Annotated in this window: 13 protein-coding genes; 5 read left to right on the top strand and 8 right to left on the bottom strand. The window is 73.8% G+C overall.

Going from position 1 to position 12,696, the window contains the following annotated elements; all coding sequences use genetic code 11:
- Positions 1-86: 86 nt before the first annotated feature.
- Positions 87-1,301, bottom strand: coding sequence for a cytochrome P450 (locus OG370_RS12475; RefSeq protein ID WP_328463552.1), 1,215 nt, complete (start codon positions 1,299-1,301; stop codon positions 87-89).
- 160 nt (positions 1,302-1,461) lie between these two features.
- Here OG370_RS12475 and OG370_RS12470 point away from each other — a divergent pair, with 160 nt between their 5' ends.
- The 3 genes from OG370_RS12470 to OG370_RS12460 all read left to right on the top strand — a co-directional run bounded on the left by OG370_RS12470 (position 1,462) and on the right by OG370_RS12460 (position 4,129).
- Entirely contained in the window at positions 1,462-2,130 is a 669-nt protein-coding gene (locus tag OG370_RS12470) for a class I SAM-dependent methyltransferase (RefSeq protein WP_328463551.1), read from the top strand.
- Positions 2,131-2,176: 46 nt separating this feature from the next.
- On the top strand, positions 2,177-3,121 hold the full coding sequence (locus OG370_RS12465; protein ID WP_328463550.1) for an N-acetylmuramoyl-L-alanine amidase: 945 nt from the start codon (positions 2,177-2,179) through the stop codon (positions 3,119-3,121).
- A gap of 144 nt (positions 3,122-3,265) precedes the next feature.
- Positions 3,266-4,129 (top strand): hypothetical protein, encoded by an 864-nt coding sequence (locus OG370_RS12460; protein ID WP_328463549.1) that lies wholly within the window; start codon positions 3,266-3,268, stop codon positions 4,127-4,129.
- Positions 4,130-4,288: 159 nt separating this feature from the next.
- Here the strand turns inward: OG370_RS12460 and OG370_RS12455 are convergent, their stop codons facing one another.
- The gene (locus OG370_RS12455) at positions 4,289-4,843 is read right to left on the bottom strand and encodes a hypothetical protein (RefSeq protein ID WP_328463548.1); all 555 of its coding nucleotides are present in this window, start codon (positions 4,841-4,843) and stop codon (positions 4,289-4,291) included.
- Positions 4,844-5,132: 289 nt separating this feature from the next.
- Between OG370_RS12455 and OG370_RS12450 the strand changes: the two genes are divergently transcribed.
- Both OG370_RS12450 and OG370_RS12445 read left to right on the top strand, forming a co-directional pair.
- Positions 5,133-6,581, top strand: coding sequence for a hypothetical protein (locus OG370_RS12450; protein WP_328463547.1), 1,449 nt, complete (start codon positions 5,133-5,135; stop codon positions 6,579-6,581).
- Positions 6,582-6,669: 88 nt separating this feature from the next.
- Positions 6,670-6,957, top strand: coding sequence for a hypothetical protein (locus OG370_RS12445; protein WP_328463545.1), 288 nt, complete (start codon positions 6,670-6,672; stop codon positions 6,955-6,957).
- A gap of 23 nt (positions 6,958-6,980) precedes the next feature.
- Here OG370_RS12445 and OG370_RS12440 read toward each other — a convergent pair whose 3' ends face one another.
- The 6 genes from OG370_RS12440 to OG370_RS12415 form a co-directional block, all read right to left on the bottom strand.
- Positions 6,981-8,144 (bottom strand): sensor histidine kinase, encoded by a 1,164-nt coding sequence (locus OG370_RS12440; RefSeq protein ID WP_443060862.1) that lies wholly within the window; start codon positions 8,142-8,144, stop codon positions 6,981-6,983.
- A 212-nt stretch (positions 8,145-8,356) separates the two neighbouring features.
- A complete protein-coding gene (locus OG370_RS12435) occupies positions 8,357-9,088 on the bottom strand; it encodes an ABC transporter permease (RefSeq protein ID WP_328474040.1) in 732 nt (243 codons plus the stop codon).
- Between the two features lie 137 nt (positions 9,089-9,225).
- Positions 9,226-10,254: an ABC transporter ATP-binding protein gene (locus OG370_RS12430; RefSeq protein ID WP_328463541.1), complete on the bottom strand. Its 1,029-nt coding sequence runs from the start codon at positions 10,252-10,254 to the stop codon at positions 9,226-9,228.
- Positions 10,255-10,347: 93 nt separating this feature from the next.
- Entirely contained in the window at positions 10,348-10,758 is a 411-nt protein-coding gene (locus OG370_RS12425) for a hypothetical protein (protein ID WP_328463539.1), read from the bottom strand.
- A gap of 157 nt (positions 10,759-10,915) precedes the next feature.
- Positions 10,916-11,068: a hypothetical protein gene (locus OG370_RS12420; protein WP_328463537.1), complete on the bottom strand. Its 153-nt coding sequence runs from the start codon at positions 11,066-11,068 to the stop codon at positions 10,916-10,918.
- Positions 11,069-11,152: 84 nt separating this feature from the next.
- Complete coding sequence (locus OG370_RS12415; RefSeq protein ID WP_328463535.1) at positions 11,153-12,580, bottom strand: hypothetical protein; 1,428 nt, start codon at positions 12,578-12,580, stop codon at positions 11,153-11,155.
- Positions 12,581-12,696 lie beyond the last annotated feature (116 nt).

The raw sequence follows: 12,696 nt of genomic DNA, 5'->3' as shown, positions 1-12,696 counted from the left end.
CGCCGGACGAGCCGCTGATGTCGCCTGAGCGGCCGGTGCCGGCTGAGCGGGTCTGTGCCGGACGGGCGGCCGGTGCCGGCCGGAGGTCACGCCGGGTCGAACTCCACCCGGACCGACGCCGGGCCGCGGGTGAACACGCCCCGCTCGACCGGGACTTCGCCCGGCGCGAGCCTGACCCCCGGCATGGCGTCGAGCAACTGGTCCACCCCCACCTCCACTTCCGTCTTCGCCAGCAGCGCGCCGACGCAGAAGTGCCGGCCCAGCGCGAACGCCAGGTGGTCGGCGGCGGCCGAGAACGCGTTGGTGCTGTTCAGGTCGGCCCGGAAGATGTCGAACGTGTCCGGGTCGGCGTACCGCTGCTCGTCGCGGTTGGCCGAGCCGATCAGGCAGGTGACGGTGCTGCCCTTGCGGATGACGCCGCCGGCCACCGGCACGTCCTCGGCGGCCTGCCGCATGATCATGTGCACCGGGGGCGTGTAGCGCAGCGTCTCGGCGAACGCGCGGGGGATCAGGCCGCGGTCCTCACGCACCGCCGCCAACTGGTCCGGGTGGCGCAGCAGGTTGGCGAAGACGCTCGCGATCGCCTTGTCGGTGGTCTCGCCGCCGGCCGCCAGCAGCAGGCTGCAGAACGCCTTGATGTCCTCGTCGTCCATCGCGGTGCCGTCGACCTCGGCGCGGCACAGCGCGGAGAGCAGGTCGTCGCCGAGGTGCTCCCTTCGGTGCCGGATCACCGGCAGCATGTAGGCGGCGAACTCCACCCGGGTCCGCTCGCCGGCCGCGGTGACCTCCGGGTCCTGGGCGAGGTTGCCGAGGAAGGCGATCACCGAGGTGTACCAGCCGTGGAACCTGTCGTGGTCGGCCTGGTCCAGGCCGAGCATGTCGGCGATCACGTTCACCGGGAAGCGGGTGGCGTACTGCCCGACCAGCTCGGCCGAGCCCGACCCGCGGAAGCCGTCGATCAGCCGGCGGGAGTTGCGCTCGATCACCGGCAGGAACCTCTCCTGGAGTTCCCGGCCGCGGAAGGCGGGCGCGACCAGCGCGCGGCGCACCGAGTGCTCGCGGCCGCTCATCTGGAGGATGGTCCGCCCGTGCACGGGCTCGATCTGCCACCCGTAGTTGTCGGTGGTGAAGGTGCTGTCCTTGAAGGCGCGTTCGACGTCCTCGTAGCGCGACACGATGTAGCTCTGCATGGCCTCGTGCCAGACCAGCGGCGTCTCCCGCCGCATCACCCGGTAGCTGGCATAGGGGTCCTCGGCGAACTCCGGCGACAGGATGTCATGGGCCTGACCAGGTGCGGACATGAGACTCCTCGGGCTTGGTGAACCTGCGGAACCTGCCGGAACGTACCCGGCCAGGGTAGGCACGAACTGCCGTCCAGGCCATACGAGTTGACCCGTCACTGCTGGTCACGGCCGGATGCGGGGAGCAGCCGCGGGGCGCCGGAGCGCCTACGCTGGCGGCATGCACAAGGACGTACTCGCCGCCTTCGAGGCCGCCAAGGGCTTCATGCCGCTCGACGAGGGCATGGCCCTGCACGCCGCCGCGAAGGAGGCCGCGGCCGGTCTCGGGCTGCCCCTGCTGGAGGTCGGCACGTACTGCGGCCGCTCCACGCTCCTGCTCGCGGAGGCCGCCGCCGCGGCCGGCACCGTCGTGGTGACCGTCGACCACCACCGCGGCAGCGAGGAGCAGCAGCCGGGCTGGGAGTACCACGACCCGGAGCTGGTGGACCCCGTACTCGGGCGGATGGACACCCTCCCGCACTTCCGCCGCACCCTGTACGCGGCCGGCCTGGAGGACCACGTGATCGCGGTGGTCGGCCGCTCGCCGCAGGTCGCGAAGGTGTGGCGGCAGCCGCTCGGCCTGGTCTTCATCGACGGCGGCCACACCGACGAGCACGCGAACGGCGACTACGAGGGCTGGGCGCCGCTGCTCGCCGAGGGCGGCCTGCTGGTGATCCACGACGTCTTCCCCGACCCGGCCGACGGCGGCCAGGCGCCCTACCGCGTCTACCGGCGGGCGCTGGCCTCCGGGGCGTTCACCGAGGTGTCGGTGACCCGCACGCTGCGGGTGCTGCGGCGGGGGAGCGGGAGCCTCGACGGGCCTGCCGGGGTCGCGGACGGCCGCAAATAGTAACGCAGGGTGCAAGGTGACAGCTCGGGCCTATAGAGTCGCGGGCGTGTTCAGCAACGGGTCACACGGGGGCGGTCGTGGCGGCGGAATCGTCGCAGCGGCCGTGGTGGCGGCGGCGGTGCTTCTGAGCGGCTGCGGATCAGCGGCGGGCTCGGGCTCCGGTTCCGGCGGCACGCACAGCACCGGCAGCGCGCGAGCCGCCGACGGGAAGAACGCCGGCGCCGGCACGGCCGCGCCCGGCGCCACAGCCTCCTCTCCCTCCTCGGCGACGCCGTCTGCTGAAACGCTTCCCCTGGCCGGGAAGGTCGTCGTACTCGACCCCGGGCACAACCCGACCAACTACCAGCACACCAAAGAGATCAACCGGCTGGTGAACATCGGGACGAACCGCAAGGAATGCGACACCACGGGCACCGAGACCAACGCCGGTTACCCGGAGGCGTCCTACACCCTGGACGTCTCCCGGCGGGTGCGGACGATCCTGGCCGCGCGCGGCGCGAAGGTCGTCCTGACCCAGAACGGCGACCGCCCGTACGGACCCTGCGTCGACGAGCGGGCCCGGATCGGCAACGCCGCGCACGCCGACGCCGCGCTGTCCATCCACGCGGACGGCGCGCCCGCCGGCGCGCACGGCTTCCACGTGATCGCGCCCAAGTCGCTGCACGCGGGCACCGCCGACACCCGTGCGATCGCCGCGCCTTCGCTGCGGCTGGCCACCACGCTGCGCGCGCACTTCAAGGCGGCGACCGGGGAGCCCTTCGCCAACTACCTCGGCGGCGGCAAGGGGTTGATGGTGCGCGACGACCTCGGCGGGCTCAACCTCTCCACCGTGCCGAAGGTGTTCATCGAGTGCGGCAACATGCGTGACAAGCAGGACGCCGCGTCGTTGACGAGCCCCTCCTGGCGGCAGCGCGCCGCCCAGGGGATCGCCGACGGCCTCACCGCCTTTCTCGAGGGTTCCCCCGCGGGGCCTGCCGACGGGAAGAGGTGACAGGGCTGTAGCAGTCCGGTATGGATCGTGCACCAAGACCCATACCTGACACCCGGCCAAAGATCACACCCGTACGATGGGGCACCGTTTCCCGCCCCGACGAACCGTTTCCCGCATCTCGCATCGCAAAGGACAGGACCCGACGTGAACATCCGCTCCCTGACCCGAGGAGACGGCCTGGTGATCGGCTCAGCGGCGCTGCTGCTGATCGCCTCCTTCCTGCCGTTCTACAGCTACCCCAGCGGCTACTCCGTGGCCGGTGGCGTCTCCCACAGCTCGCAGAACCTGTGGCACTCGGCCACCTTCCCGATCCTGCCGTCGGTGACGCTGGCCGCGGTGATCGCCGCCGCGGCTCTGCTCTTCGCCCGGTCGGGGCAGCTCGCGGGCCGGCAGCTGCTGGGTCTGACCCTGGACCAGTGGACGATCGCGCTGTCGCTGTTCGTCGGCTGGACCGCGGTGTGGTCGACGCTCTTCAACAACCAGGACAGCGTCGACAAGAAGGTCGGCGCCTGGCTGACCCTCATCTTCGGCATCGTGATCGCCGTGGCCGCGGTGCTCAACAGCCGGCTGCCCGCGCTGAAGGCCCCGCTGGCCGGCGCCCCGCGCCAGCCGCAGCCGTACGGCGTCGGCGCCCCCCAGCAGCCCTACGGCATGACCCCGCCGCAGGCCGGCTACGGCTACCCGGGCGGCGCCCAGTCGGTCGACCCGGCCTACAGCGGCGCCCCGGCCCCGCAGCCGCCGTACGGTGGCGGCGCCCCCGCTCCCAACGTGCACTCGCAGCCGACCACCGCCGCCCCGACCCCGTCCGCGGACTTCACCGCGTTCTGGTTCGCGGTGCCGGTGCCGCGGCCGCTGTTCGCCGAGGACGGCAGCGGCGGGCAGATCGCGGAGCTGGCCCCGGGCACCTGGTACCTCGCGGTGGACCAGCGCGGCCAGGCGCTCATCGCGCAGACCCAGGACGGGCGCCGCGGCGTCCTCCAGGACAGCAGCGGCATCCAGCGCGGCTGACCCGCGGGCGTCCACGCGGGCGCCTTACGGTGTCGGGCCGGTTCGCCGGGCGGGCACGGTCTTCAGTACCTGGCACCACACGACGGCCGGCCGTCCCCCTTCGACAAGGGGGCGGCCGGCCGTCGGCGCGTCCAAGGGGCGCTGCTGCCGCTGCCGCGGTCAGCTTCCCAGTTGGGACAGCGAGGGCACCTTGTCCTTCACATCGGCGCCCGCGCTCTTCCCGGCGTCCTTGACCTCGTTGATCACGTCGTTGAAACTGCTCACCGTCGAGTCCGGGTTCTCGCCCTTGCGCAGCTTGGACGGCAGGTCCTTGAGCGCGGTGATGCCCGCGGTCACCGGCGCCATCAGCCTGTTGAGCGTCGGGTCGCCCTTGGCGTTGACCGAGGCCGCCTTGAGCCGGTTGTAGGCGAAGGTGCCGGCCAGGCCCGCCTTGATCAGCGCGACGGTCCGCCCGTGCGCGCCCTTCTTGAACTTGCCGGCCTTGTACGGCTTCACGATCCACTGGTAGGTCGCCCCGGCGGCGAGCCCCGCGTTCGCCACGAAACGGGTCTTCGCGAGCTTCTGCCGCTGCGCGCTCGTCGTCGGGCTCGGGCTGCTGCTCGACGCGTGCGAGGCGGTCGAGGCGGTGTTGCTGCCGCACGCGGGCAGTACCAGAAGGGCGGCGGCCAGCAGCAGGGCGGTCAGCGCCCGGCGCACGGGGAAGCCGGTCGGCACGGGTACCTCCGGGGCGTGGGGGTGTGCGGGCGGTGTGCCCGCTCCCGCAGCATCACCCGGCTGCCACGGGGCCGCCAGCGGGGGACGCCCGTACGGAGGGGCCGCGGCCGGCGCCCGCCGTTCCGCCGCCGGCCGAGGGCGCGGACCGTCACCGGCCGTATGCCGCCGGCTGTCGAGATCTCCGCGCGGGCGGACCTCTACATACGGAATGTGCAGCTCAGAGAACGTATGGCGGGTTTTTCGCGTCCTACAGTCCGTGACAGTTCGTACAGACGTTCTCGGGCGACGCATGCCCGTATGGCCGCTACCGGTGCTGTGGACGCTGGCGCTGGGGTGGTGGGGGATCTCCCGGCAGGACAGCGTCTGGCGGGACGAGGCCGCGACCTGGCAGGCGGCCCAGCGGTCGCCCGCCGACATCATGCACATGCTGGGCAACATCGACGCCGTGCACGGCCTGTACTACCTGCTGATGCACGAGTGCTTCGTGTGCTTCGGGGCGAGCACCACCACCCTGCGGCTGCCGTCGGTGCTGGCCATGGCGGTGGCGGCCGGCTGCGTGGCCGTCGTCGGGCACCGGCTGGCCGGTGTCTGGGCGGGCCGGGGCGCGGGGATGGTGTTCGGGCTGCTCCCGGCCGTGCAGTTCTACCTCCAGGAGGGCCGCCCGTACGCGATGGTCACGGCCGGAGCCGGGATCTCGACGCTCCTGCTGGTGACCCTCCTGCAGGAGCTCCCCGGGGCGGCGCGCCTGCGGCGCTGGGCGGCCTACGGTGCCGCGGTCCTGGCCTGCGGGCTGCTGAACTGGCTGTCGCTGCTGATCCTGCCCGCGCACCTGGCGACCCTGGCGTGGACGCGGGCCGGGCGCGAGGTGTGGACACGCTGGCTGACGGCGGCCGTGGCCGCGACGGCGGGGGTGCTGCCGCTGATCCTCTTCAGCCGCGGCCAGGCCCAACAGGTGGCGTGGATACCGCCGTTGAGTTGGCAGATGCTGATCGGCCCGGTGGTGCTGGTGGCGATCGGCGCCGTCGGGGCCGCCGTCGACCGGCCGCGGGCGGGCCGGCTGTCGGCGGCGGCGGTCGGGCTGCCGCTGCTCGCGGTGCCCCAACTCGGCCTGATCGGCGTGTCCGTGGCCCATCCGCTGTACCTCGACCGGTATGTCGTCTTCAGCCTGCTCGGCCTGGCGCTGCTGGTCGGCGCGGGACTGGCCGCGGCGGTGCGCGCGGCCACCCCGCGCTTCCCGACGGCGGCGCCGCGGCTGGTCCCGGTCGCGCTCGCCCTGGCCACGCTGGCACTGCTCCCGCAGTCGCTGGCCGAACGCTCCCCGGCCAGCCGGGTGGACGACGTCATGTCGGCCGCGGCGGACGTGGCGCGGATGAAGTCGCCCGGGGACGGGGTGGTCTTCGTGCCCACCTGGCGGCGCGACTCGGCGTACGTCTGCCCCGGCGACTTCAACGGTCTGCGGGACGTCGCCCTGGAAGAAGGTCCCACGCAGTCCGGCACCTTGGCGGGCCGGGAGACTACCCCCGCGCGGATCAGGGCCGCGATGCTGGCCCGGCCGCGCATCCTGCTGGTGACGGACGCGGCGCAGGCCGCGGGGCAGAACCCGGGCGCGCGGGACCGCGCGAAACTCGCCGTGCTCCGGGAGTACTTCACACCGGTGGCGGACGTACGGGTCCGCGGCCGCCGGGTGACGGTCTACGAGCGGCGCGGACCGGTACGGGTCGACGGCGGGCGGACCTGATCCGCCGACCGCCGCGGGTGGCAGGTCCACCACAACCACGGCCGCCCGCGCCAGGTTTCACCGACGCCAACCGGGCAATGCGACAGCCATGGCCAGACGGTATGGCGGCAACCCCGCCGCGGTGATCATCCTCATCGCCGCAGACATCGCTGCACTCATCCTGATCCTCTGGATCATCTTCTTCGTCCTGGACGCGAACCGCGCCAACGACCTCGTCAACTGGGTCCACCACTCGGCGAACTGGCTCGCGACCTGGTCGAAGGACCTGTTCACCGTCGACAACGCCAAGTGGCGCACTGTCCTCAACTACGGCCTGCCCGCGGCCGTCTACCTGGTCGTCGCCCACGCGATCGCCGGCCGCGTCAACCGCGCCTGACCCCGCACCCGCGGGCCGGTCGTCTACAACGGGGCCTCCTCCACCGGGAGGACCGCGGCGACGCGGAAGCCGCCGCCGTGGGCCGGACCGGAGGCCAGGGAGCCGCCGGCCGCGGCGAGGCGTTCGGTCAGGCCGCGCAGGCCGGTGCCCATACCGGTGGGCAGGTGGGGGTCGGGCGCGGCGGCCGCGGCGGGGCCGATCCCGTTGTCGGTGATGGTGAGGTGCGCGTGGCCCCCACCGGTGCGCAGTTCGATGGTGGCCTGGGAGGCGCGGCTGTGCCGTACGACGTTGGTGACGCCCTCGCGGACCACCCAGCCGAGCAGTGCCTCGGTCTGCGGCGGCAGCGGCGGGCCCGACTCCTGGACCACCACCTCGATGTCGGAGGCGGTCAACGCCGAGCGGGCCCGGTCCAGTTCGGTGGACAGGCTGCCCTCGCGGTAGCCGGTGACCGCCTCGCGGATCTCGGTGAGCGCCTGCCGGCCGACCGCCTCGATGTCGGCGACCTGCGCGAGCGCCGCGTCCAGGTTGCGGGGGGCGAGCCGGCGGGCCGCCTCGGACTTCACCACGACCACCGACAGGGTGTGCCCCAGCAGGTCGTGCAGGTCGCGGGAGAACCGGAGCCGTTCCTGCGCGACCGCGGCCCGGGCCAACTCCTGCCGGGTGGAGCGAAGCTGGTCCACCGCCTGGAAGAGCGTGATGATCACCGACACCACCAGCCCGGACAGGAACGTCCCGTACGACAGGCTGGTGGTCGACCAGAAGCTCTCGTGGTGCACGCCCGAGACGATCCCGGCCGCGGCGCTCGTCGGGATCAGCAGCAGGCCCAGGATGCGGCGGCTGCTCGCCACGCTGCCCACACACAGCGACACCAGCACGAACAGCAGCGGGAAGTTGCCGCCGTAGCCGATCGAAAGCGCCAGGGTGGTCGCGCCCAGGCAGGCCAGCAGGCGCAGCGGCACCGGCCCGGAGCCCAGACGCGGGCTGAACGCGGAGCGCACGGTCAGCACATACAGCACGCAGAACACGGCGAGCCCCGCGCCGGCCGGCCAGGGGTTGCCGACCCGGCCGTTGAACAGGTCGCTGGCCGGGCCGACCGCCATCAGCAGCCACGGGATCAGCGCCTTGCCGTCGGGCTTCTTGAGCTGGTCGATCTCGTCCTCGAACCGCTCGGACCGGCGCCACCACATTTTCCTGCGGCACTCCGTGTCCTGGACCGGGTCCGGGCCCGTGGTCATGGCCGGGGTGCGGCCGCCGGCCAGGCTCCGCTTCTGGTCCTGGTCCGCCGCGGCGCCGTCCGCCGTGCCGGACGCCTGTCTCGCGTCCACCGCCATCCCCGTCCCCGTCCGGTGTCGCGCCGCGTCGGGTTCGCGCGGCGCCCGCACGTGCGGCGTGGTGATGGTCATGCGGTACGCGCCCCGCGCCGGTAGGCGAACACCGCGTAGCCGGCGAAGACCAGCAGCCAGCCGACGAGCACCGCCACCGTACCCAAACCGGGGCCATGGTGCTCCAGGACGCTCCAGCCCAGGTCGCCGAAGCGGGCGGTGGGCGTCCAGCGGGAGATCGCGCGCAACCAGGGCGGGAAGGCGCCGGCCGGAATCCACAGCCCGCCGATCACCGAGAGACCCATCATGCAGGCCATGCTCACCACGCCGGTGGCCTGCCCGGTCAGCGCGTAGCCGTTGCCGAGGCCGAGCAGGGTGAAGGGGATGGTGCCCAGCCACAGCAGCACCCCGGCGGCGAGCCACTGCCACACCGCCAGCCGCACACCGTTGACCAGGCCGCCCGCGGCCAGCACCGCCGTGATCGCCGGCAGCACCGTGACGCCCGCGGTCAGTGCCCGACCGGCGACCACCTGCACCGGGTGCAGCGGCGTCACCCGCAACTGCCGCAGCCAGCCGCGCCCGCGGTCCTCCGCGACCCCCGACCCCACCGCGAGCGCCGCGCCCAGCGCCCCGTACGCGGCCATCCCGATCATCGAGTACTGCGCGTAGTCGCCCCTGAAGTCGGCGTCGCCGCCCACGCCGAGGTTGGTGAAGAGCAGGTACATCGCCACCGGCATCACCACGCCCATCACGGCGTACCCGCCGTCCCGCAGCGTGCGGCGCACCTCCAGCCGGACGTACTCCAGCAACGGCCGCAGGGAGGAGGCGGGGCGGGGGAAGGGCGGACCGTACACCTCGGGCGCCGCTTCGCGCCCCGCAGCCTCGTGCCCCGCCTCCTCGGGTGAGGTCACCCCGGGTACGGGCGCGAGGGCCTTGCCGGCGGCGCTCATCGGGTCACCGCCAGGGAGGTCCCGGAGCCGGCGGCGGAGTCCGCACCCTGGGGCGTGGCCGGGGTGGCGCCCGAGCCCGGGCCCGGGTCCGGGTGGGCGGTCAGGCTGAGGAACGCCTCCTCCAGGCTCGCCGCCGCCACCTCCAACCGCCGTACCCGGCCCGCCGCGGCGAGCGCGAGCACCGTCGCGTCGGAGTCGGCGCTGCGCAGCACCGCACGGTCGCCGCGCACTTCGAGCGAGGTCACCCCGGGCAGGTCGCGCAGCCCCGCGCTGCCCCGCCCGGCCAGGTCGAAGGAGACCAGGGTGCCGCCGACCGCCCGCTTGATCTGCTCGCCGCTGCCGTCGGCCACGGTACGGCCCCGGTCGATCACCAGCACCCGGTCGGCGTTCTCGTCCGCCTCCTCCAGGTAATGCGTCGAGAAGACCACGGTGTTGCCGCGCGCCGCGTACCCGCGCATCGAGCGCCAGAAGCCGCGCCGCGCCTCCACGTCCAGCGCGGCGGTCGGCTCGTCCAGCACGATCAGCGCCGGGTTGCCCGCGACGGCCAGCGCGAACCGCAGCCGCTGCGCCTGCCCGCCGGAGAGCTTGTCCACCCGCCGCCCGGCCAACTCCCCGATCCCGGCGAGCGCGAGGGCCTCGGCGACCGGCATCGGCCGCGGGTAGGTGGCGGCGACGAAGCCGACCCACTCGCGGACGGTCACCCGCGGGATCGGGGTGCCGTCCTGGAGCATCGCGCCCACCAGGCCGCCCCTGACCGCGTCCTGCGGCGCCCCGCCGAACAGTCGCACCTCGCCGCCGTCCGGCTGGTCGAGGCCGAGCATCAGCGAGATCGCGGTGGACTTCCCCGCGCCGTTGCGGCCGAGCAGCGCCAGGGTCTGGCCGCGGGCGATGTCCAGGTCGAGACCGGCGATCGCGTGCACCGGGCCGAAGTGCTTGTGGACGGCCGAGAACCGTACCGCCGGGGGAGGGGTGGGCGCCGCGGCCGTGGGGCCCACCGACCGCGCGAGTGAAGAGGTATCCGCCATGTCCATGAAGCTACGGCGGAGCGGCGGCGGTCCGGCAGACGCGAATGTGGTGGGGTGGCCGGGACAAATGTCCTGGGCGCGGCCCGCGCCGGATCAGTAGCCGCGGCGCGCGCGGCGCTTCGCCGCCCGCTCCTCGGCCTTCAACCGGGCCTTCACCTCGGCCTGGGCCTGCGACTCGGCTTCGGCCACCCGCCGCGTGTCCTCGCTGTCGCGCAGCAGCTCCGCGACGGTGAAGCGGCAGACGAAGGAGTAGCCGTTGTCGTACTCGCTCGGTGCGTCGCCGCAGACCAGCAGGAAGCCGTCCGCCGTCCGGAACAGCCGGGTCCTCGGAGGGAACCGCATCCGGCGGGGCTGATAGGTGGTGGCGTGGCTCTCCAGCCGGGCGAGGGCCTCCGCGCGGCTGCCGGTGAACACCTCCAGCACGGTGGTGAGCAGTTCGGTGAGCATGTTGTGGTAGCTCTTGATCCTCGATTCCTCGACGATCAGGCCCCAGCGCTCCGCCATCGCTTCCCCCCGGAATCCGGAATGCGGCACCCGACGGGCCCGCCGGGTGCCATGCCGCGCCGCGCCGGTCCGAGCGGCCGTGCGGACCGCCGGTCCGCGCTTCGGTACGAGCCGTCGCCCCGCGCCGCCCGTCGAGACGGCAACGGAGCGGGCTGCGTCAGTCCGACTGTTCGCGGCGGTGCTTGCCGTGCGGCGCCGCCGCCTCGCTGTCCTCCGCCGAGGCCTCGCCACGGTGGCGGCCCGACATGCCCTCGTCCGTGCTCTGGTGCGCCTGACTGCGCACGTGATCGGCCCTGGTCGCGTCCGACATCTTCGTGCTCTCCCCGTATACCCACATGACTACGTGCTCACTCGGGATGCTCACCCTGGGTGACCCGGCTGATTCTATCGAGCGTCACGCGACCGGGGTCAGCGGGGCCTTCTGCAGCGGCAGCACCGCGAGCGGGCGGCGGGCCGGCGGAAGGGCGCGGGCCCGCACCACCCGCGGCGCGGGCAGCGCGAGCGGCGCCGGGGCGGCCACCGGCGGCGGGTCGTACGGGTGCAGGGCGGTGGGCGTGGGCAGGTGGAGCGGGGAGCGCGGCAGCCAGCGGGCGGCCGGGCCGAGCCAGTCCGCGGGGGCCGGGCGCCAGTGCAGGCGGCGCTCGCCCGGCCGCCACAGCGCGAGCGACGAGCCGCCGCCGGGGACCGCCGAACGGAAGGCGACCACGCACGCCTCGGGGGTGAGGATCTGCCCCGGCTGCGCGGCGACCGGGGAGAGCAGGGCGCCGGCGACCCGCAGGGTGTCGGGGAAGCGCACCGGGTGGCGGCTGCCGAGCACACCCCAGCCGAGCCGGGGCTCACCGGTGGCGTCGCTGCGTACGATCATCAGCCCGCTGTCGGGCTCGGCGAGCAGCAACCGGTCGTCGCTGTCCTCGGTGAGCTGGAGCAGCGGGCTGACCTGGCCGGCGTACAGGTCGACCACGACCGCCTTCGTCCGCCCGTCCATCTCGCGGTCGAGCGCGAGCAGCCGCCCCGAGCGGTCCAGCCAGGCGCCGCCGGTACAGCGGCCGGGCACCGTGACGAGGTGGACCGGGCCGCCCCCGCTCCCGCCGCCCGCGTCGCACAGCTGCCACAGCGAGGTCACCCCGCCGCCCGCGTCGTAGCAGGTGGCGAAGGCGCCGAACGGGGCCGGCGGGAGCAGGCGCACGTCGCTGCCGGCGAGCGCGCCGATCCGCTGGGCGCCGGTGCCGGTGCCGGACGGGTAGAGCAGGGACAGGTCGTGGCACACGGTGGCGGGGGTGCCGGGCCCGGCGGTGACGCCGGCGCCCGAGCCGCTGTCCGGGCCGGCGCCGGCCGCCGGCGGCTCTTCGTCCGCGCCGCCGTCCCCGATGCGGTCCTCGCCGCCGTTCCCGATGCGGTCCTCGACGCGGTCCTCGGCTCCTGCTCCGGATTCCGCTCCGACCGCGGCCCTGCCGGCGATCCCGCCCCCGTTCCAGGCTCCGTTGCCGCCCCCGGTCGCGGCGCCGACCTCGCGCCGAACCAGCACCCGGCCGTCCGGCAGCGGCAGCACCTGCGTGCCCGGCTCCTCCGGCTGCGTGGCGGGCAGCGCCACCGCGTACGGCTCGGGCCCGTCCAGCGACCAGCGTTCGACGTACCAGCCGCCGCCGCCCTCGCCCTCCTCGCTCGGTACGGTCGCCTCCGCGAGGCAGGCCGCGTACGCCCCGTCCGCGCTGATCGTGAAGCCGGTACGGCGCGGCACGTGCGCGGTCGGTGCCGCAGTGGTCGTGGCGGGCGCAACCGGAAGAGCCGGGGCCTGCGGTGTGCCAGTGGTGTCGACGGTCATGTGGGTTCTCCACCTCCGGCTCAGGACCGTACTTTTCGTACTTCATGACGATCAACGTGGGTCAGGGTGTTTCACACGTAAGGGTGTCGCTCCGCGCGAATCGGCGCCGTCATCCG

The organism is Streptomyces sp. NBC_00448 (assembly GCF_036014115.1).
Classification (GTDB): domain Bacteria; phylum Actinomycetota; class Actinomycetes; order Streptomycetales; family Streptomycetaceae; genus Actinacidiphila.
This window is presented reverse-complemented; position numbering and strand designations above follow the sequence as displayed.

What these genes read in the sequence shown, in the direction of transcription:
- OG370_RS12450 (WP_328463547.1), top strand. Translation starts at nt 5,133, where the DNA reads ATGCCCGTATGGCCGCTACCGGTGCTGTGGACGCTGGCGCTGGGGTGG.
- OG370_RS12430 (WP_328463541.1), bottom strand. Translation starts at nt 10,254, where the DNA reads ATGGCGGATACCTCTTCACTCGCGCGGTCGGTGGGCCCCACGGCCGCG.
- OG370_RS12415 (WP_328463535.1), bottom strand. Translation starts at nt 12,580, where the DNA reads ATGACCGTCGACACCACTGGCACACCGCAGGCCCCGGCTCTTCCGGTT.
- OG370_RS12425 (WP_328463539.1), bottom strand. Translation starts at nt 10,758, where the DNA reads ATGGCGGAGCGCTGGGGCCTGATCGTCGAGGAATCGAGGATCAAGAGC.
- OG370_RS12475 (WP_328463552.1), bottom strand. Translation starts at nt 1,301, where the DNA reads ATGTCCGCACCTGGTCAGGCCCATGACATCCTGTCGCCGGAGTTCGCC.
- OG370_RS12440 (WP_443060862.1), bottom strand. Translation starts at nt 8,144, where the DNA reads ATGTGGTGGCGCCGGTCCGAGCGGTTCGAGGACGAGATCGACCAGCTC.
- OG370_RS12445 (WP_328463545.1), top strand. Translation starts at nt 6,670, where the DNA reads ATGGCCAGACGGTATGGCGGCAACCCCGCCGCGGTGATCATCCTCATC.
- OG370_RS12420 (WP_328463537.1), bottom strand. Translation starts at nt 11,068, where the DNA reads ATGTCGGACGCGACCAGGGCCGATCACGTGCGCAGTCAGGCGCACCAG.
- OG370_RS12470 (WP_328463551.1), top strand. Translation starts at nt 1,462, where the DNA reads ATGCACAAGGACGTACTCGCCGCCTTCGAGGCCGCCAAGGGCTTCATG.